An 18,796-nucleotide genomic window follows, 5' to 3' on the forward strand; every position below is an offset into this window, starting at 1 on the left:
GTGCTGTCATGGATTATTTGGACCAGTGGAATGAGGACCAGCGCCGGCTCGTCGCGGAATGGAAGAGCAAGTACCAGACTTTGCGACACGGGCTGGCACAGATCGCCATTCGCGCCAGTTCCCGCGGTGGCGAGTTGGGCGTGACCGTGGACGCGCAAGGCAATGTAACCGATTTGCGGCTTACGCCGCAGGCGTTGCGCCTCGGCGACGCACAGCTCGGCCGCGTACTGCTCGAGACGATTCAGCGTGCCCAGTCGGAGGCTCACCAACGGGCAGAAGCCACTGCACGATCCTATACCGAAAATCCGGAGTCTGCTGCTGCGATGAAGTTCATTCAGAACCTCCTCGACCCCGACAACGCGCCGACCACAGATAGGCCTTGAGCTGCCACCAATAGATGGGCAGTGGATGTCAGCCGACGTGGCAACACGCGAATTCCAAAGTGGTCGAGTCCCTTTCGGTGCGCCGAGTCAGAGCTGCATGCTGTCGTTACAAGTCGGGGGCGGTCTTTTGTTCTGATCCGTCTACAGTCGACAGCCGACCCAGCACGTGCTCGCGGACCCACCTCGAACCGGTGCGCGCTGTGTTCACGATGTGCACTGCCTCCCTCCTCGTCAAACCGAGGCGCTGCGCCAGTTCCACCGGCACCGTCTCCGCATCGCCGACGAGATCCACCAGCAGCCGGTTACGTGCCTGCTCCGCTGTGTGCAGGGCGTGCTGAGCTCGTCGATACCTTCGACCGTGCGGGCGCACGACCGCCCTCGCTGCGCAGATGTTCCTCACCGGTCGCGATGATCGCGGCGCGGGCCCGCTCAATGCGCGCCATCGCTTCGGTCACGCGGTCCTCACTCACACGACCACGATATCCCGGGCCGCCAGGCGGACGTCGAGGTCCCGCACCGCCTGAGCCCCCGACCACGGCGCCAGCGCCGCCCGTCCATCCTTGATCGCGTTCGACAGGCGCGGTGACCGGTTACGGTCAGTCAAGTCCGCGGCCTGTGCAACCGCCGCAGCAGCCTCGTCGATGTCACCCAGCTGGATTAGTGCCCTCTCCAATTCGAGGAGTGTCATCGCCAGATCGCGGGTTCGGGTCGGTTCGATCGCGGCGACCGCCCGGCGCGATGCCTCCCTGTTTCTTTGATCGACCAGTGAGGCGCGTCGAAACGTGCCACTCCGCACCCGATGTCCCGTACACCACGGAGGACGCACATCTGGTGTGGCAGGCGCGGATCGGCTGCGACACCGAAACGTGCGCCGACAAAGCCGCCACACTCGATGTCCTCATCGAAGCCAAGATCGTCAAAACATGGCGGGCAGCCCGATGACGATCACCCTCGCCGACGCCGAGATGTGGCGCCACTTCCACCGTAACTGCTGGCAGGACGGCGCATTCCGTTCACTGGAGCAGGCCCAGTTCGTCACCAACGTCCACAGCGGCCACGGCCCAGGCTGCCTGCAATACCTGTCGGCATCGGCCTACATCATCGGCTCCGGCGACGGGGCCGACCATGCCGAATGACAACGAGCCCACCGGCATCAGACACAGCCACATCGATGGCACATTGTCGATCATCGGCGCCGATGGCTGGCCCTACAGCCCCGAGGAAACCGCCGATCTCCTCAGGGACACCAGCGACGGTCAATCACTGGAGCTGCTCCAACGAGTCTCCGACGCCCTGCGCGCGCTGACGAGCAAAGCAGATGGCGCTCAGTAGATCGCAGGCAATGGTGCTCGGTGTGCTAGCCCAGGGCCAGCCGCTGACAACACAGGAACTGAGCACCCGGACGGGTCTCGCGCCAACGGTCGTAGGCGGAACGTGCGGGCGCGATCAGCTCGTTTCCAGCTTCGCCGTCGGGCTCGAGTGTCGGCCGGAGTGGTGCTCGGAGTGATGTCGATGAACGCTCGCCGGCCGAGCCGTGAGGCTGGAACCTCCGCGACCAATCGCTGGCCGAGCCGCAACGCATTCAGCTTGTCAGTGGCCATTGCTGTTCGCTGCCGGTCGGATGGGTCGGCGTGCTATGCATCCGCTTCTCTCGGTGGAAAGTGAATAACCATCGTCTTTCCGGCCGCCAAGAATTCGGAGAACTCGGACCGTCGTCGAGCAACAGTATCCGACAAAATTTTAGCCTTCTCCTCATCCAGATATGGCAGTCCTTGGTAGGTGTATTCAGATCGCCACTCACCAGTCAGCCGCGCGCCCATCCGGACCACTGCAGTCCACGTCGATCCATCACGACTCGATGGCTTCGAGAACTTCGGGGAGCGAAGTGATGCCGTCGGAAGCGAGGAAATGACCGGCTCCGGGAACCACCTTCGCGGAGACTCCGAGTAGGCTGGCAAGACGGTCGGTGTGATCAGGCGGTACGTACGGGTCAGCATCTGACCGGACGATCGTGAGTCGACCGATATGGTTGCCGAGCCCCGCTACGTCGCAGCCGTCTCCGATGTAGGAATTCAGGTCCGGGAGCGCGGGTAGTTGGTCGATGAATCCGGAGACCAACACGAGGACGCCGAGGTGCCAGGGGTCCGCCAATGAGCGCAGATTGCGCAGCACAGTCAGACAACCCAGGCTGTGCGCGACGACTATCGAGTTCTCGTCAAGGGCTCCCATGTCGGCGCGTACAACTTCCATCCACTGCGCGGAGTCTGGGTTCTGTGGGTTCGGAAGAGCCGGGATCGTGGTCGGGATGTTGTACGCGTTGAGTTGCTCGGCAAGCCAGCTGAACCAGTGATCTTCGGGGGAAGCGGCGTAACCATGGATGATCGAGGCGCGCCGCTGGGTTGTTCCAGTTGTCATGCCGCAGGACGGTATGGGTTCACGTCAGTGTGAAGGTCAAGCCGATGAGGAGGAACCGAGAGTGCTGATCAGCGAACTCGCCGAGCTGACCGGCGTGAGCGCGCGAGCGTTACGTCACTACGAGGACCGGGGGCTACTGATCCCGGCTCGCAACAGCAACGGATACCGGGACTACTCCGAGTCCGACGTCACCCGCGTAGCCCAGATCAGGACGATGATCTCCGCTGGTTTGGGAACCTCGATCATCCAGCGGTACCTCGATTGCGCTCGCACCGGCGATCACGGCATATCCCTCGAGATGTGCCCCGACCTGCGGGCTGAGCTGGACGCCTTAGCCAAACGCCTCGATACCAGACAAGCCGAACTCCGCGAGACCCGGCGACGACTGACCGGGCTCGCGTCAGTTGGCTGACGCACGCCACCACGTCATGACCCACAACAGCTGGACAACCGCCGACCCGCTACACCTCATAAGGTGCGCCTTTCGCGGCCTCCGTTCCGGCAGATGCGGAAGACGCTAGCGTGCAGTTGCGGAAAATAACGCCTGCAACTGCGGAAGCTAGAGGTGTGAAAATGGTCCGCGATTTCGCGCACACCGAAATATGCAGATCAAACGACTGCTCTGGCATGAACCTCGAGCAAGCATGAGACCAGGGGATCGGCCCAGCAATGTGGTGTCGGCGCAGTGGGGAAGCCCGGCACGACCGCACGGAGGTTCTCGTCGGATCCTTCGTCAGACGTGTGCGTCTCCTTGTCTGGGTGGTCGGTCAGCGGGCGGTGTAGCCGCCGTCGACGGGCAAGGCCACGCCGACGACGAAGCTCGCGCCGGGGCTGCACAGCCACAGCACGGCGGCGGCCATTTCCTCGGCGGTGCCCAGTCGGCCGAACGGGTCAGCCCGATGACTCCGTGCTTAGCGGCATGGTAGGCGGCTCGCCCCGGCAGTCCGACGAGGCCGCCGAGCGAGGAGCAGTTCACGATCGCGCCCGACCCTTGGGTACGCATCTGGGCGAGTTCGTGTTTCATGCACGCCCATACCCCGCGCAGGTTGATCCCGATGACACGGTCGAAGGCCTCGGCGGGCTCGTCGGCGGCATCGACGGTCGGCGACTGGATTCCGGCGTTGTTGTAGGCGAAGTCCAGGCGACCGAACTCCTCGACGGTCGCGCGAACGGCGGCGGCGACCTGATCCTCGTCGGACACATCACAATGCACGGCCAGCACCTGATGACCGGCCTCGCGCAGTCGGTCCGTGGCGGCGTTCAGTGCGTCGTCATCGACATCGGCGAGGGTGACCGCGGCCCCCGATTCGGTGAAAGCCCGTGCCGTGGCCAGGCCCATGCCCGAGCCTGCACCGGTGACGAAGGCGACTCTGCCGGAGAAGTCGTAAGTCGGGTTTACGCAGGTTGTCCTTTCGACGGGCTGTCAGCCAGCGGTGATGGTCGCGTTGTCGTCGGCGGTGACGGCGTCGAGGCCGGTCTCGATCTCGCCGATCATCACGATCCCTGGGCTCGGGATGCGGAAGCCGTCCGCGTGGTAGTAGATGGCCAGGTCGTTGTTCGGCGGCCAGTAACCGAGTTGCCCGGCGCGGTACCCGCTCTGGCCTTCGCCGCCGGCGAGCGCACGTGGCAAGGGGCCAGCCTTTTCGCGCCCGCCGAGGTCGTGGGTGGCGATCGTGACCGGTAGGAGCGAGGCGAAGTCGCGGGCGGTGGCGTTGTCGTAGAGACGGGCGGTCGCTTCCGCCTCGCCGATGCTGAGCCGAATCCACATGAACGATTCCTCCTGGCCTGGTTGTGAGGTTGCGGGTGAGACCGCTGCGGTGGTCGATGCCGAGTCCGAGGTGTTCCCGCAGGCAGTGAGCGCGGCAGCGGCTGTGACGGTGGCCGCGAAGACAGCGAGTCGAATCATCGTGGAACGCATGGTGTTCTCCTGTTCCGGCTGGGTCGTAGGACACCTCGGCCGGATTTCAGCGGGAGTCGGTTCGCGATGGTGGTTGCGGGGCCGGTGCGGCGAGGTTGGTCGCGGTCCAGCTGGCGAGCAGCGACAGTGCGTCGGCGGAGGGGCTGGCGGGCTCGGGACTGTAGAAGGTCAGAACCAAACCCGGCTCTGCGGGCAACGGCATCGTTTCGTAGGCGACCTCGATATCGCCGACCACCGGGTGATGGAAGCTCTTGGTGCCGGTGTAATGCAGGCGCACATTGTGTTTGGCCCACCGAACCCGGAATTCGTCACTGCGGGTGGACAATTCGCCGACGAGGTCGGAGATGGTGCGGTCATACGGATCACGTCCGGCGTCGGTGCGCAGCAGGTTGACGGCATTGTCGGCCATCTGGTCCCACTGCGGGTAGAAGTCGCGGGCTTTCGGGTCCAGAAAGCAGAACCTGACGAAGTTGACCGGTGTGCTGATGTCGGGTTGCAGCGGGTCGGGATACATCGGCGAGTAGAAGGCGTAGGCGAGCTGGTTGGCGCAGACGAGGTCTTGGCGTGCGTTGCGCACGAACGCGGGCACGGTCGAGGCGTCGAGCAACCGCTGCACCATCGGCCGGGTGGTCTTGGTGCGGCGCGGACGTGCGCGGTGCGGGCCGGTTGTAATCGCCCGGTGCAGATCGAACAGGTGGGAACGTTCGGCTTCGTCAAGTTCCAGAGCCCGGGCGATCGCGTCGAGTACCGGCTCGGACACACCGGTGACCTTGCCGCGTTCGATCTGGGTGTAGTAGTCGACCGAGAGCCCGGCCAAGGTGGCGACTTCTTGACGGCGCAAACCCTTCACGCGGCGCTTGGCGGCGTCGTAGACCGGCAACCCGACCTGTTCGGGAGTGATCTTGGCGCGCCGTGACGCGAGGAACTCCCCGATCTCGGCCGCGCGTTGTCGGCTGTCCATACCTGCGAGGCTACGGCCCAGGTCGGGACGTGTGCCAGGTGTTGCGAGAGGGGTGCTGCCAGCACCCCTCTAAGCCTCGCCTCCCACGGTCGGCGACTGCCGCTTTGCATGGATACCGAACAGCGATCCAGCGACGAAAGAGGCGACAGTGACGGTGCGGGCAACCTCGGCGACTCGACTGCCCAGCGTGGTGTACGTGCTCGGGGGCGGGATCTTTCTCATGAGCACCACCGAGTTCATGATCGCGGGCCTGCTGCCCGAGGTCGCCGGCGATCTCGACGTCGACATCGGGCGGGCCGGGCTGTTGGTCACCGCGTTCGCGGTCGGGATGATCATCGGACCACCGGTGATGGCCCTGGCCACCGTCCGGATGCCCGCCCGAGCCACGTTGATCGGGGTGCTGGCGGTGTTCGCACTCGGGCATGTCGTGGGCGCGGTGAGCGATTCATTCACCGTGGTGACGGCCTCGCGAGTGGTCACCGCGCTGGCGACCGGCACGTTCTGGGCCGTCGGGGCGGTGATGGCGACCCGGGTCGCCGGGCCAGGTGCGAGCGCGCGGGCGCTGGCGGTGATGTCGGGCGGGTTGAGCCTGGCCGTGGTCGCCGGTGTCCCCCTGGGGACCTTCGCCGGGCAGGTCACGGGCTGGCGCGGGTCGTTCTGGATGCTCGCGGTCCTGGCCGCCGTGGCGATCGTGGCGGTGGCCAAGTCCGCCCCCGCCGAAGACGGCAAGCTCGGCGCTCGGGCCTCGTTGCGGGCGGAGTTGTCGAGCGAGGTGGCGGCGGTGCGGCCATGGCGGATGTGGGTCGTGCTCGGTGTGATCGCGCTGGCCCAGGCCGGGTTCCTCGGCGCCTACAGCTACATCAGCCCGCTGCTCACCGATCGTGCAGGCATCGCTTCCGCGCTGGTGCCGCTGGTGCTGGTCGGATTCGGGATCGGAGCGCTGGGCGGCACGGCGCTGGGTGGCCGTCTCGGCGATCGGTTCCCGCTGCCCGTCATCGCTGCCGCGATCACCGCTACTGCCGCACTGCTGCTGGTCCTGGCCGTCACCGCGTCGCATTCGCTGATCGTCGTCGTGGTGGTCGTGTTGCTGGGCGCCACCGGACTGGGCGCCAATCCGGTGCTCATCGCGCAGACCATGCGTCACGCCGCGTCCGGCTCGACATTGGCGTCGTCGCTGGCCACCGCCGCGTTCAACCTCGGCACCGCCGCAGGCTCGGCACTTGCCGCGACCACCCTGACCACTGCACTCGGGGTGGTCAGTCCTGCGGTGCTCGGGGCGGGGCTGACCGCTTCGGCGCTGATCCCGCTCGCCGTGCTCGCAGCCACTACCCGACCCGGTCAGTTGCACGCCCAATCGCGAACCGATGAGCTCGCCCTCGCCCGGTAGCCCCGTTCACGGCAACCGAATCGAACCTCTTCCTCTCCACGCACTTCCACACGTCATCAAGGAGTATCACTATGCGAACGAACCTCTCCCCCGTATCCGGCCGTCACCACCTGCGGAACCTGACCGGCGCCGGTGTCGCCACCCTGGCGCTTCTCGCCGCCACCGCCTGCACCACGAGCGAGCCAACCGGCACGAACTCGGCGCCAGCAGTGCGGCCGGTTGCCAACCTCGAACCCGGCGACACCTCCCGCGGAGCCGACAACTTCTACACCAGCGACCGAGTCACCATGCAACCGGTGACGTTCAAAAACCAGTATCAGATGGAAATCGCGGGCAACCTGTTCGTCCCCAAGAACCTCGATCCCAACACCAAGGCCGCCGCCATGGTCGTCGGCCACCCGATGGGCGCGGTCAAGGAACAAAGCGCCAACCTCTACGCCACGAAGATGGCCGAGCAGGGCTTCGTCACCCTCTCGCTGGACCTGCCGTTCTGGGGCGGCAGCGAGGGCGAACCGCGCAACGCCGTGGCGCCCGATATCTACTCCGAAGGGTTCAGCGCGGGTGTCGACTTCTTGCGCACCCAGTCCTTCGTCGATGCCGAGCGAATCGGCTCGCTCGGAATCTGCGGTAGCGGCAGCTTCGTCATCAGCGCCGCCAAGATCGACCCCCGGATCAAGGCCGTGGCCACGGTCAGCATGTACGACATGGGCGCCGCCGCCCGCAACGGACTCAACCACTCGGTGACCCTCGACCAGCGCAAAGCCATGATTGATGCGGCCGCCACCCAGCGCGACGTCGAATTCAGCGGCGGGCCAACCGAATACACCAGCGGCACCGTCCACGAACTGACCGCGAACTCCACCCCCATCGAGCGCGAGTTCTACGACTTCTACCGCACCCAGCGCGGAGCAGTCACCCCCGACGGCGCGACACCGGAGACGACGACCCACCCGACGCTGTCGAGCAACGTGAAGTTCCTCAACTTCTACCCCTTCAACGACATCGAGACCATCTCCCCGCGCCCGATGCTGTTCATCACCGGCGAGAAGGCCCACTCGCGCGAATTCAGCGAAGACGCCTTCCAGCGTGCAGGCGCGGCCAGGGAACTCGTCGTCGTGCCCGGTGCCGGTCACGTCGACCTCTACGACCGCACCGACCTCATCCCCTTCGACAAGCTGACCACGTTCTTCCAGACCAACCTGGGGTAACCCCCGTTACCCCAGGGACAAACTGGACCGCCTCGTCGCGGAACTGGCCGAAGACGGCATCTCGGCTGGTGATTATGCCGCGGATGCGCAGGACCGGGCAGACAACACCGCGCGACTTGATGCGAACGCCTCCACCAGGGCCCGACTGCAGCGTCAGATCGCCGTCGACCTCAACCCGTCAGCGCTGCGGTGTGCCTAGCTCGCCGCGAGGAATTCCGCGGCAATCGGTGCGAATTGCTCGTGGTATTGGAAGATGCCGCCGTGGCCGGAGTTGGGGTAGATGATCAGTTCCGATCCCGCGATGCGCCGATGCAAGTCTTCGGACAGCACAGAGGGCACCATCCGGTCGTGGTCGCCGTTGGCGATCAGCGTAGGTTGGGTGATCTTCGAAAGATCCGATGGCGTTGACCGACCGAAGGCCTTGATCGCCGCGAGTTGGGATCGGAAGGCACTGATCTTGATATCCTTGTCGCGGTCGGTGGTGCGTTCCTCGAGGCGGTGCACGAACTCCTTACCGGCACGCTTACCCACTGCGTCGCGGTTGAAGAACAGGAACTCCTTGGGGTCCGAACGGGTCACCGTGGCCCGCAACATGTCCCAGTAGGTGACGCCGACGACCTTGTCCATGTCCTTGCCGCCACGCGGACCGGTCCCCGTCAGGACGAGCTTGCGTACCAGCTCCGGATGCTCGAGCACCAGGTCCTGGGCGATCATGGCGCCCATCGAGAACGCGAACACATCGATCTTGTCGAACCCCAACGCCGTGATGAACGTGTAGGCATCATCGGCGGCCTCCTCGATGGTGGCGGGCACCTTGCCGGTGGACGCTCCCACACCCTTGTTGTCGAAGGTGATCACATGGCGAGTCTTGGCGATCGGGTCGATGATTCGCGGATCCCAATTGTCCAGGGTCGCCGCGAGGTGCACGAAGAACACCACCGGGATACCGCCTTTGGGGCCCAGCTCACGATAGGCAAACGTGGTGCCATCAGCGGTCACGGTACGAGTCGGCGCCTCAGCGTAGGACGAGATGATGGAGTTGTCGCTGGTACTGCTCATGAGGTCCTCGTTTCTTCGAAGTGGGTACGGGGAAAGATTCGATACCGCCGGGCAGTAGCTCAGTCGGCGAGGAACCGAAGCGCGTCGGGAACAAAAGTCGAATGATGCTGAAATATCCCGCCGTGTCCGGAGCGCGGGTAGATCTTCAGTTCCGCGTTGGGTAGCCGGCGCACCATGTCCGCCGAAAGGCTGCTCGCCACCATGAGGTCGTCGTCGCCGTTGGCGACCAGGACGGGCACCGTGATCTGTGACAGATCGTCGGGTGCGGCGTTGCCACCGTTGACGATCGCCTCGAGCTGGGCGAGCCGGGCCTGCGTCGAGATCTTCTTGTCGCGATCGAAGGCTCGCTCCTGGAGTCGGGCGAGATAGGCGGATGCGGCTTGCTTGCCTTCGGTGGTGCGGGGGAAGAACAGAAACTCTCGTGGGTCCTTGCGCGCCAGGAACGCCTTGATATAAGCGATGGCGACGATCTTGCGCATCGTAGCGATACCGCCGCCACCTCGTGGTCCGGTACCGGCCAGGATCATTCGCCGGACCAAATCCGGCGACTCGAGCGCGATCAACTGGGCGACGCCGCCGCCGAGGGAAAATCCGACCAGGTCCACCTTCTCCAACCCGAGCGCGCGGATGAACGCGATCGCGTCGGCGGCCATCTGTTCGATGGTATTCGGGACGACAGATCCGGAGGCTCCGACGCCACGGTTGTCGAAGGTGATCACGCGGTGGTGTGCCGCGATACCGTCGATCACCCTCGGATCCCAGTCGTCGAGCACGGCTGTGAGGTGGTGCAGGAAAACGACGGGCACGTCGGACTCGACACCGAGTTCTCGACACGCGAACGGCACCGAGTCGACGTCGATCGTCTTGGTCGGCGTGTCTTTCCAGGTAAGCATGGCGGTCCTTTCCGCGCTGGCATGTGGTTCCGGGTTCATCGGATTCCGCACTCGACCCTCATTGAAATTACGATCATACTATTATGACTGTACTACCATGGTCAAGGATGACCCCCGAGCGAGGTGGAGGTGAGCGCCATGGCGAGATACGGTGTGGAGCACAAGGCTGCGACGCGCCGGCGCATTATCGAGGCGGCCGGTCGGCGACTCAAGAAGGACGGCATCGACGGCTCGGGAATCGCCGCGGTGATGTCAGATGCGAACCTCACCAATGGCGCGTTCTACGCGCACTTCGGCTCCAAGAGCGACCTCGTCGCGAAGGTCGTCACCGATCAACTCGAACGGCAGCGCGCCGGTATCGGCGCGTTACCGGCCGGTCGGGACTCGCTGGAAGACTACATCCGCGGCTATCTGTCTACCGAACACCGAGACGACCACACCGGCAGCTGCCCGACCGCGGCGCTGCTCAGTGAAATCGGCCGGTGCGACGCCACCGTCAGGGACGCCTATTCCGAGGGCGCACAGTCGATCGTCGAGGAGATCACCGCGCACCTGCCACCCGGACGATCGGACACGAGCCGACTCCAGACGGCGTTGGGCCTGTTCAGCATCCTGGTCACGTCCCTGCAACTCGCCCGAGCCATCAGCGATCCCGCGCGGTCGGACCAGGTACTCGACGCCGGAATTCACAATGGCCACTATTGGACGCGACAACGCTTCAGCCTAACGTCTTCCATCTGGTCTCACCGAGCTGATTTCGGGCACGCCTTGTCCGACACCACCCGCGCCCGGGTCCCGCTCGAACTACGAGACAAACCCGCCTATCCGGCAGATCTGGCCGACAGGCTCGGCGTCTCCCGCGCTCGACAGTCGGAATCGTCTTGGCGGCAACCAGTCTGGTGATCATGCCGGTGCTCTCGGCCGCTCAGCGCCGGGCAGGGCGTGAGCTCGGATCCGCGTCGGCGGTGGCTGATTCCAAGCAGACGCTGCTGTGCACGTATCTCTCGGCCGTGCTGCGGGTCGGGCATCGGTGTCGCGATCATCATGTACGCGCCACGCACCTGAGATCAGACGTCGATATGGGACCCCATGATGTCCCAAGGACACGGGGCAGCACCTCGAACGACTCTGACGCGACGCCCAACTGCCGGGAGCGATTCCCGGCGCCGCCTGCGCGTCCCTCGACGGGACTGGTACTCGGCTCTCGAAGAGCACCTGGCGGCGGCGTATCCGGATAGAGCTCGCGCTACCTCGGCTTGGCGCGTAGTCGATCTCGTTCCACGCGCAGGCGGGCCACGGTGTCCTCGAGTTCGAGAATCCGGGCCACTGCGGTCAGGTTGACACCCTCGCCGGTGAGGGTGGTGATGCGGTGCAGCCGCGTGAGGTCCTCGCCGCTGTAGCGGCGGGTGCCGCCGGCGCTGCGTTCGGGTGCGAGCAGCCCATGCTGCTCGTAGAGGCGCAAGGTCTGGACCCCGATACCGGCCAGCTCGGCCGCCACGGAGATCGCATACACCGCCTGCGCGGGCGACGGCACGCCGTCGTGCGGGGACACCATCTGCGTCCTCTCCTCGATTCGTTCGATTCCTGATCAGATTACCTGGTTCCAGTACTTGCACTCATCTGTGTTGAGTGCTAAATAATATCTCTGTCAGGTGACAGAGGTTATCTGATGTCAATCCTACCGAGAATGGAGTGAGTTGGAGGTGGCGACCATGTTGATGCGCACCGATCCTTTCCGTGATCTGGACCGGTGGACCCAGCAGGTGTTCGGCACAGCAGCACAGCCGGCGGCGATGCCGATGGACGCCTGGCGCGACGGCGACGAGTTCGTCGTCGAGTTCGACCTGCCGGGGATCGACCCGGACTCTCTCGACCTCGACGTCGAACGCAATGTGGTGACCGTGCGAGCCTCCAGGCCGGGCCTGGACGCGAATCGTTCGATGATCGCCGCGGAACGCCCGCGCGGGGTGTTCAGCCGTCAGCTGTTCCTCGGCGAGAGCCTCGATACCGACCAGATCCGCGCCGACTACCGCAACGGGGTACTGCGCCTGTCGATCCCGGTCGCGGAGAAGGCCAAGCCCCGCAAGATCGAAATCGCCCGCGACCACGACCGCGAACCGGTGGCCATCAACGCCTGAGCCCACGATGGAGGTCGACGATGTCAGCCTCGATCATCAACAGCGACAACGACACCGGCCTCGGGCGAGCGTGGTGGTACGACACCGAGCTCGTGGCGCTCGATCCCGACTACGCGGCCTTGATCGACGCCATCGGCGCCCGGGTGCGATGGTGCCCGCCCTGCCTGCGCGAGCCGCCGCGGCACCGCACGACACCACCCTCGGCGCCGGAGCGGCGAACACGAAGGTGGCCGGCGCAGCGGGTAGCGGCAACCCAGCGCAGCCCTCCGCCTCGCAGGTAGCAGGCGCCCGCTGGTTTCGACCGATCCGGTATCGAAAGTGAGGTGATGGGTATCGACCGATCCCCGAAGAACTCTTCCAGTGAGCTCGATCCGACTCCCTTCGGTCCGGTGGCCGAGCCCTCGGGGGCTCGGCCACCGCTTCCGGACCGTCCGACAGAGATTTCGAGGAGGACCCGATGACCGTCTTACCGACCGCCTCGCAGGCCGATCGCGCAGACCAGGAGACCTTCGTCTTCGACGCCGACCGCGACCTGGGCCTCGATGTCACCGCGGTGCACGCCGGCGAGTCCGCGCACAGCATCGACACCACTGATCTGCCCGACCGCATCGACCAAGCATGGAGTGTTCCCTGTGCCGACGACGACTTCTCCTGCCTCGCCTACTGACCCGCACACCCATCCGGACCCGCACCATGCAGGAGAATCCCGGTCCTGGCAGCCCGGCCGTGTCGCCTGGTTCGACGCCGAGAAGGGGTTCGGGTTCCTGACCCCCGACTGCGGCGGGCCCGCGGTGTTCTGCGGCTACACCGCCATCGACGCGCCCGGCTACAAGACCCTCCACGCCGGACAACGCGTGGTCTTCACCGTGACCAACCCCGGCCGCGGGCCCGAAGCCGTCCGGATCCTGACCTACGACGAGCCCGCCACCGACACCGCTGCACCGACCCGCCTGCCGTGGGGCGGCGAACGGTCGCTGTCGTGGTCGCGCCGGACCCGCTGCCGGCGCGCCCAGGCCGCCTGACCCGCTTCCTGATCGACTGTTGCGAGGTAGATCCATGCCCACCGAATACGCCACCGCCCGAAAAGACACGGCCGCGGCTGTCGAGCCGAGCGTGGTCTGCTGGCCCGAACCCAGCCCTCTGGACGCGTGGTGGACCGAGATCATGGACGGGGTGCCCCCGCCGCACCAACCGCGCCCTCGCCGGTGACCGCATCCGACCGTGGCGGCGCAATGGCCATCCATGCCAGTCGGCTGACAGAGCGTGCCGAGTCTCCCTGGGGGCCGGTGATCGGTGGCCGTTCCCGCCGGAAGAGCACGGGCGGCGTCTGGCGTTGACCTGCGACGTCACCTCGACCGTTCGGCAACGACTCCCAGCAGTGGAGTAAATCTATTGTGTCGGGTGTAGACATTCTAGATGTAGGGGTATACAGTCGCTGTCGTTCCGGTTGAGAGATCAGATGGCCGGGCAGGTGAACTGCCCGGGACGACAGTTCGACCGTCCCCTCCGGCGGAGAAGAGAATCCGGTGCACTCGGCCGGACCGCTGGAGGGGGCGAAGACCGCGAACCCCATGCAGTACCGCAGGTAGAACCGACAATCTTGGAGGTGGTGGCCACTGAGCAGTCATTTACCAGTCCCGCATCCCAGGAAAACTCGGATGCGGTGTCTCAGATCGGCCTCCACGGCCGGTGAACGCAAGTGAAACCAATCCCTCAGTGGTAGACCAAGGCCCCGGCGCCCAGCGCGCCGGGGCCTTCCGGCGTTGAACCCGAGAGGCCTCGTGCAGCACCCGAACATCGATCCCGCCGACGGCCCCAGCGCCGCGGACAAACTCGACGACGACACCTACCCCGCCTACAGCATGGGCCGCGCCGCGGAGATCCTCGGCGTCACCCAGGCGTTCCTGCGCGGCCTCGACGCCGCCCAGCTACTGACCCCGCAACGCTCGGCGGGCGGGCACCGCCGCTACTCACGCTACCAACTGCGCATCGCCGCGCGCGTGCGCGAACTCGTCGACGCCGGCAACGCTCTGGAAGCGTCGTGCCGGATCGTGATCCTCGAGGATCAACTCGCCGAGGCCCAGCGGATCAACACCGACCTGCAGCGCGAACTCGACAACCGCGGCGACGATTGACCGTCCGGAATGCGACCCATCGCGAGGTTCGCGCCCCGGTCAGGTCAGCCGGACAATACCGCCACCACCTTCGCCCGGGCCGCAGTCCGCTGCGTTCGCCCGCTCGACGATCCGCCGCCAGCGGCGACAACACCATCCGAATCTGGTCGACTGCCGCCGGTGAGCGGTCCTTCCTTTGCGAAAAACTTGCGGCAAACATGTGCGAGAAGAGCTGGGCACGTTCGATTTCACCGACCATCCCGTACCGGACGCTCTGTCCCGGACTGCAGAGAAGCCAGGACTGAGCAGCTGAGCGATCAGGTGAGAATGAAGTATGCCGCCGCGGACCGGCTGGACGCGTTGGTCGCGCTGGGCCGCCGAGACGACATCGACGCGGAACTCGAGCGGCTCGCGCGGATCCACATGGAGCCCGGACCCGCGTCTCTGGTCGCGGAGTTCCTGGAGGAGCAGGGCCAGTACCGGCCAATCGCCGTCCACGCCAGACTGAGCGACCATGGGCACATACCCCACAGGTGCCGAGCTGGATCATGGAGCAGAAGCAACAACTTCGGTGACGAATCCTACGATGCTGGTGGCAAGGGGCGACAAAGAGGGTTCGATGTGAGCACCGACAGATCGGCTAGAGATCGTCAGGCAGCAGGCGGAACGCGGCATGACCAGTGAGGGGGGTAACTGCGCGGAAATCACGTCGGTCGAGTGTCAACACCTCCACAGTTTCGTATCGCTCGGCTAATGAAACATTGGTGGCGTCGGTGAGATCCAGGCGCATGGCAATGTATCTGTTCTGCACCTTGCGCGCGACCCGCAACAGGTCCGCCGAGATCGTGGGCACTTCGATGCGTCCGGTGTGCTCTTGTGCCAACAACCAATCATTAACCGCATAAGCGGCTTGATGATTGAGATTTCGGGTGGTGATGTGTTCGACTTCGAGCAAGACGAGTGGAGAAACGATGGTAAGCGCCGCCTGCTGGAGCGCTGCGCGCGCGCCGACGTGCTCGGGATCTGCGGAGTTGAAAGCGGCGACCAGACCTGAGGTGTCGCCGATCACGATCATCCAGCATCGGCTTCGGTGTTGGTGATCGCTTCTCGCACAGCGCTATCGATCTCATCGGCCGTCACCGCATGCCCGTAGTCGAGAACGGGGATATCCCATGCCTCATCCCATCGACGAGTGCGTATCGCGGCCAGATGAAAAGCTTCACGAAAATACTCGGACTCCGGCCGCCCTTCGCGGGCCGCGGCCATCTTCACCAACTCGAGGTCGGCCTCGTCGACCATGACCGTCGTCTTCTTCAGGCCCATAGGGTTATGGTACCCGCACCATAACATTCTGGCCGACCCATACGCACGGCCGTTCACGATAGACCAGAATCCCCCACATCGGCTGGGCAGCAAGCCTTGGTGGCAGCTCGAAACTGGGACTCACCGACCGGACTCAGATGGTCGAATCCCACTTCAACTGTCAGCGTTCACCAGAAGAATCGCCGGTCAGGACGGGTCCCATCCTTATAGAGCCCTGCCTGGGACTCTAAAGGGATGGATCCGGCTGCATAATCGACGCAGGGCGGCGCGGTACTCAAACCGGGTACGCACCCACGATGACCAGCCGTTTTCCGGTTGCCCATGTTTGCGTGCCCCGCCGAGGGCACGTCACACAGCTGCGACCGACTAGCCAGCGGACCAGCAGTTCCACTCTTGTGGCGTCGGCGCGCATCGCGGTGTAAACCATCCCGATGGCTTTGAAGTGGTATGCCGGTCGTCTCGGTCAGCGCCGCTACGGCGCTGCCGATGCCGATAGGTAGTCGCTGGCCATGGGTTGACGGTTCGATGGCGCACACCGGCGCGCGGGTGTCCAACAGGCCGATTGCGGAATCAATCTGTCACACAGTCCGGAGGGCAGTGAGCGCGGGAGTGTCGCGCCGCCGGACACGCAGTTGACGGCCGGTACGCACTACATGCAGGTGTCAAAGTGGTTGGGGCACAGCACTTTCACGCTAACGCTGAACACGTACGGCGATTGGATCCGCGAAGACGAAGGTGAGGCAGGCAACAACCTCCCCGAACCACCATCGGCTAATCTGGCCGCGGTGCAGGTGGTTCCGACTCCGGATGAGCTGTCGAATGTGGTTCCGTTTCGTCGCCGATCGGCGGGGTAGCGGACGAATCCGTCACTTCTGCAGGAGGACTGGTCTCATTTCGAATTAGGTGCGGTGAAGTCCGGCGCAGGAGGTCGTCTACTCGCCGCTGACTTTCGGCGGCTTCCTCGGCCTCCCGCTGCGCTCGCTCGGCACAAAACTGGCGTTCGTCTTCATCGTGGCTGCGATATACCCAAATACCTTCGTGTTGTAGTTTCGGTACGCCAGCAGCCATTTCCGCAGACAACTCGGCGAGCGATGGCGGCTCAACCGCGCGCACATACGCACCCCCAGCGACGCAGCTCAGACAACCCTTCCAACGGGCCGCCCTCCTCGATGAGGTCGCGGTATCGGGTGCCGGTGAGCCGTTCGGGCTCCACACGCAGCACTGGCCCGGTGAATGAAATAGCGGCCAGAGCCGAAGAGTCCGCGTGCCGCCACGTCGCCAAAGTGGATGCCAGAACACGCGATCAGAACCAAAATGCGGCCACGGACAGCCGTCGCGCTGCCGACGCGCTTGACGCGCTGCGGTGACCGCCGTCCAGGGAGCCGCGCTGCGCGTCGTAGCGCAACGTCTGGCGCGTAACGCCGCCGTTGCGCCTTGACGGTGTTGTTCAGCATGGCCTAACACCACACTGCGGCATCGTTGGCGATCAGTGCGGGCGCGAACATCAAGGTCGTGCAGAAGATGCTGGGCCACAAAATGGCGACGCTGACCCTGGACCTGTACGGACATTTGTTCGATGACGACGTGGACCCAGTCGCCGACGCGATGGACCGGGGCGCGATGGCTGCTGCGGACTCACTGCGGACTGAGGGGGCCGTGCGGGCTGACAAGGATGCGACGGAGGGCCATCTACCTGCGGCGTCGTAGTGCCCCCAGTCGGACTCGAACCGACACTGTGCGGATTTTAAGTCCGCTGCCTCTGCCAATTGGGCTATAGGGGCCGTCCGGGACAGCGTACCGAGTCGTACGGGTGTACCGGAATCCCGAGTGTTCGTCGGGTGGCGGGGCGGGGCCGTTGCCGAGGGGTGGTCGGTTCGGTGGTGAGATCGGTGTGGACTGTGGTCGTTTCGGCTCGGTGTTGGCGGGCGTCCCAGAGAACTAGATCGCTGGCGGCGGCCAAGCGTTAGCGTCGGCGGCCGAATTGGGTGGGGGAAGTTCAGCGGCGGGGTGGCAGCGGGATTCGCGCGAGGTCGGCGGCGATGTGGATTTCGCCGGGAAAGTACTTCGCTGCTTCGGTCAGGTGCTCATCGAGGTCGCGGTAGCGCTGGGAGAAGTGGGTGAGAACGAGGGTGCGGACGCCTGCGTCGGCGGCGGCCTTGGCGGCCTGGCCCGCGGTGAGGTGGCCGTATTCCGTGGCAAGGTGGGCGTCGGCGTCCAGGAAGGTGGCCTCGATGACGAGCATGTCGGCGTCGGCGGCGAGTTCCTGGACGCCGGCGCAGAGTCGGGTGTCCATGACGAAGGCGAAGTTCTGGCCGGGGCGCGGCTCGCTGATCTCGTCCAGAGTGATTGTGCGACCGGCGAACTCGACGCTGCCCTGCTGTTGCAGTTCGGAGATGATCGGACCACGCAGGCCGAGGGCGCGGAGCCGGTCCGGCAGGATGTGGCGGCCGGGTGGCTCGCTGAGCCGGTAGCCGAAGGTGTCGACCGGATGGGAGAGTCGGACTGCGGTAACCGTGAAAGGCGCCCCGGGCAGGTCCACCACGCCAGGGCCGGTGATCGGTCGGGGCCGCAGCTCGGCGCGGTGATAGTAGGAGGTCGCGTTGACGAGCCGGTCGTAGTACTCGGCGCCCGAGGCCGGGAACCACACGTCGACCGGATGCGGCACTCGGTCGAGATTGATCCGCTGCACCACTCCGGCCAGCCCGAGACTGTGATCGCCGTGGAAATGGGTGATACCGATGCGGGTGAGACCGGTGACGGTGACACCGGCATACGTCATCTGCCGCTGCGTTCCCTCCCCGGGGTCGAACAGGACCGACTCGTCATCCCACCGAAGCAGGTAACCGTTGTGGTTCCGCTGTTTCGTCGGGACCTGACTAGCGGTCCCGAGAACAACCAACTCACGCTGTGACACCGCGCCAGGCTATCCCTCGCTCCCGGACCGGGACATGGTGGTGGGGCTTTGTCGTGGTTCACCATCGCCATGTCCCGGTCGCG

Annotated in this window: 25 protein-coding genes and 1 tRNA gene; 14 read left to right on the forward strand and 12 right to left on the reverse strand. The window is 65.1% G+C overall.

Going from position 1 to position 18,796, the window contains the following annotated elements; genetic code table 11:
• Nucleotides 1-8: 8 nt before the first annotated feature.
• Nucleotides 9-383: a YbaB/EbfC family nucleoid-associated protein gene (locus OHB12_RS19910; protein ID WP_327110101.1), complete on the forward strand. Its 375-nt coding sequence runs from the start codon at nt 9-11 to the stop codon at nt 381-383.
• A gap of 466 nt (nt 384-849) precedes the next feature.
• Here the strand turns inward: OHB12_RS19910 and OHB12_RS19915 are convergent, their stop codons facing one another.
• Nucleotides 850-1,071: a hypothetical protein gene (locus OHB12_RS19915; RefSeq protein WP_327110102.1), complete on the reverse strand. Its 222-nt coding sequence runs from the start codon at nt 1,069-1,071 to the stop codon at nt 850-852.
• Nucleotides 1,072-1,148: 77 nt separating this feature from the next.
• On the opposite strand from OHB12_RS19915, the gene OHB12_RS19920 reads away from it, so the two are divergent.
• The 3 genes from OHB12_RS19920 to OHB12_RS19930 are packed head-to-tail and all read left to right on the forward strand — an operon-like array spanning nt 1,149 to nt 1,715.
• Nucleotides 1,149-1,325, forward strand: a complete 177-nt coding sequence (locus OHB12_RS19920) for a hypothetical protein (RefSeq protein WP_327110103.1) — start codon at nt 1,149-1,151, stop codon at nt 1,323-1,325.
• Entirely contained in the window at nt 1,307-1,519 is a 213-nt protein-coding gene (locus tag OHB12_RS19925) for a hypothetical protein (protein ID WP_327110104.1), read from the forward strand. Before OHB12_RS19920 ends, OHB12_RS19925 begins: the two co-directional genes overlap by 19 nt.
• Nucleotides 1,509-1,715, forward strand: coding sequence for a hypothetical protein (locus tag OHB12_RS19930; RefSeq protein WP_327110105.1), 207 nt, complete (start codon nt 1,509-1,511; stop codon nt 1,713-1,715). The genes OHB12_RS19925 and OHB12_RS19930 overlap by 11 nt, the downstream gene beginning before the upstream one ends.
• Before the next feature lie 516 nt (nt 1,716-2,231).
• Here the strand turns inward: OHB12_RS19930 and OHB12_RS19935 are convergent.
• Complete coding sequence (locus tag OHB12_RS19935; RefSeq protein WP_327110106.1) at nt 2,232-2,798, reverse strand: RBBP9/YdeN family alpha/beta hydrolase; 567 nt, start codon at nt 2,796-2,798, stop codon at nt 2,232-2,234.
• 61 nt (nt 2,799-2,859) lie between these two features.
• Between OHB12_RS19935 and OHB12_RS19940 the strand changes: the two genes are divergently transcribed.
• Nucleotides 2,860-3,210 (forward strand): MerR family transcriptional regulator, encoded by a 351-nt coding sequence (locus OHB12_RS19940; protein ID WP_327110107.1) that lies wholly within the window; start codon nt 2,860-2,862, stop codon nt 3,208-3,210.
• Between the two features lie 321 nt (nt 3,211-3,531).
• On the opposite strand, the gene OHB12_RS19945 is transcribed toward OHB12_RS19940, so the two are convergent.
• The 3 genes from OHB12_RS19945 to OHB12_RS19955 all read right to left on the reverse strand — a co-directional run bounded on the left by OHB12_RS19945 (nt 3,532) and on the right by OHB12_RS19955 (nt 5,677).
• A complete protein-coding gene (locus OHB12_RS19945) occupies nt 3,532-4,137 on the reverse strand; it encodes an SDR family NAD(P)-dependent oxidoreductase (protein ID WP_442799818.1) in 606 nt (201 codons plus the stop codon).
• 84 nt (nt 4,138-4,221) lie between these two features.
• Nucleotides 4,222-4,716: a cyclophilin-like fold protein gene (locus tag OHB12_RS19950; RefSeq protein ID WP_327110108.1), complete on the reverse strand. Its 495-nt coding sequence runs from the start codon at nt 4,714-4,716 to the stop codon at nt 4,222-4,224.
• Between the two features lie 46 nt (nt 4,717-4,762).
• Entirely contained in the window at nt 4,763-5,677 is a 915-nt protein-coding gene (locus OHB12_RS19955; RefSeq protein WP_327110109.1) for a helix-turn-helix transcriptional regulator, read from the reverse strand.
• 148 nt (nt 5,678-5,825) lie between these two features.
• On the opposite strand from OHB12_RS19955, the gene OHB12_RS19960 reads away from it, so the two are divergent.
• On the forward strand, nt 5,826-7,064 hold the full coding sequence (locus OHB12_RS19960) for an MFS transporter (RefSeq protein ID WP_327110110.1): 1,239 nt from the start codon (nt 5,826-5,828) through the stop codon (nt 7,062-7,064).
• A gap of 71 nt (nt 7,065-7,135) precedes the next feature.
• A complete protein-coding gene (locus OHB12_RS19965) occupies nt 7,136-8,272 on the forward strand; it encodes an alpha/beta hydrolase (protein ID WP_327110111.1) in 1,137 nt (378 codons plus the stop codon).
• A 195-nt stretch (nt 8,273-8,467) separates the two neighbouring features.
• Here OHB12_RS19965 and OHB12_RS19970 read toward each other — a convergent pair whose 3' ends face one another.
• Both OHB12_RS19970 and OHB12_RS19975 read right to left on the reverse strand, forming a co-directional pair.
• Nucleotides 8,468-9,331: an alpha/beta fold hydrolase gene (locus OHB12_RS19970; RefSeq protein ID WP_327110112.1), complete on the reverse strand. Its 864-nt coding sequence runs from the start codon at nt 9,329-9,331 to the stop codon at nt 8,468-8,470.
• A 59-nt stretch (nt 9,332-9,390) separates the two neighbouring features.
• The gene (locus OHB12_RS19975) at nt 9,391-10,224 is read right to left on the reverse strand and encodes an alpha/beta fold hydrolase (RefSeq protein WP_327121277.1); all 834 of its coding nucleotides are present in this window, start codon (nt 10,222-10,224) and stop codon (nt 9,391-9,393) included.
• Nucleotides 10,225-10,362: 138 nt separating this feature from the next.
• Between OHB12_RS19975 and OHB12_RS36395 the strand changes: the two genes are divergently transcribed.
• The gene (locus OHB12_RS36395) at nt 10,363-11,127 is read left to right on the forward strand and encodes a TetR family transcriptional regulator (protein ID WP_442799819.1); all 765 of its coding nucleotides are present in this window, start codon (nt 10,363-10,365) and stop codon (nt 11,125-11,127) included.
• A 343-nt stretch (nt 11,128-11,470) separates the two neighbouring features.
• Here OHB12_RS36395 and OHB12_RS19985 read toward each other — a convergent pair whose 3' ends face one another.
• Complete coding sequence (locus OHB12_RS19985) at nt 11,471-11,779, reverse strand: MerR family transcriptional regulator (RefSeq protein ID WP_327110113.1); 309 nt, start codon at nt 11,777-11,779, stop codon at nt 11,471-11,473.
• Between the two features lie 157 nt (nt 11,780-11,936).
• Here OHB12_RS19985 and OHB12_RS19990 point away from each other — a divergent pair, with 157 nt between their 5' ends.
• From OHB12_RS19990 to OHB12_RS20010, 5 genes are all read left to right on the forward strand, one after another.
• Entirely contained in the window at nt 11,937-12,362 is a 426-nt protein-coding gene (locus tag OHB12_RS19990; protein ID WP_327110114.1) for an Hsp20/alpha crystallin family protein, read from the forward strand.
• A 20-nt stretch (nt 12,363-12,382) separates the two neighbouring features.
• Entirely contained in the window at nt 12,383-12,643 is a 261-nt protein-coding gene (locus tag OHB12_RS19995) for a hypothetical protein (RefSeq protein ID WP_327110115.1), read from the forward strand.
• A gap of 176 nt (nt 12,644-12,819) precedes the next feature.
• Nucleotides 12,820-13,029 (forward strand): hypothetical protein, encoded by a 210-nt coding sequence (locus OHB12_RS20000; protein ID WP_327110116.1) that lies wholly within the window; start codon nt 12,820-12,822, stop codon nt 13,027-13,029.
• The gene (locus OHB12_RS36400) at nt 12,995-13,384 is read left to right on the forward strand and encodes a cold-shock protein (RefSeq protein WP_442799820.1); all 390 of its coding nucleotides are present in this window, start codon (nt 12,995-12,997) and stop codon (nt 13,382-13,384) included. The genes OHB12_RS20000 and OHB12_RS36400 overlap by 35 nt, the downstream gene beginning before the upstream one ends.
• 759 nt (nt 13,385-14,143) lie before the next feature.
• A complete protein-coding gene (locus tag OHB12_RS20010; RefSeq protein WP_327110117.1) occupies nt 14,144-14,497 on the forward strand; it encodes a MerR family transcriptional regulator in 354 nt (117 codons plus the stop codon).
• A gap of 619 nt (nt 14,498-15,116) precedes the next feature.
• Here the strand turns inward: OHB12_RS20010 and OHB12_RS20015 are convergent.
• Nucleotides 15,117-15,551, reverse strand: coding sequence for a PIN domain-containing protein (locus OHB12_RS20015; protein WP_327110118.1), 435 nt, complete (start codon nt 15,549-15,551; stop codon nt 15,117-15,119).
• A complete protein-coding gene (locus OHB12_RS20020; protein WP_327110119.1) occupies nt 15,548-15,799 on the reverse strand; it encodes a CopG family transcriptional regulator in 252 nt (83 codons plus the stop codon). Before OHB12_RS20020 ends, OHB12_RS20015 begins: the two co-directional genes overlap by 4 nt.
• 1,479 nt (nt 15,800-17,278) lie before the next feature.
• Between OHB12_RS20020 and OHB12_RS20030 the strand changes: the two genes are divergently transcribed.
• A complete protein-coding gene (locus tag OHB12_RS20030) occupies nt 17,279-17,506 on the forward strand; it encodes a hypothetical protein (RefSeq protein ID WP_327110120.1) in 228 nt (75 codons plus the stop codon).
• Here the strand turns inward: OHB12_RS20030 and OHB12_RS20035 are convergent.
• Together OHB12_RS20035 and OHB12_RS20040 are read right to left on the reverse strand one after the other, a co-directional pair.
• Nucleotides 17,507-17,580, reverse strand: a tRNA-Leu gene (locus tag OHB12_RS20035).
• Between the two features lie 215 nt (nt 17,581-17,795).
• Complete coding sequence (locus tag OHB12_RS20040) at nt 17,796-18,713, reverse strand: ribonuclease Z (RefSeq protein ID WP_327110121.1); 918 nt, start codon at nt 18,711-18,713, stop codon at nt 17,796-17,798.
• Nucleotides 18,714-18,796: the final 83 nt, after the last annotated feature.

This window comes from Nocardia sp. NBC_01730 (assembly GCF_035920445.1).
Lineage (GTDB): Bacteria > Actinomycetota > Actinomycetes > Mycobacteriales > Mycobacteriaceae > Nocardia.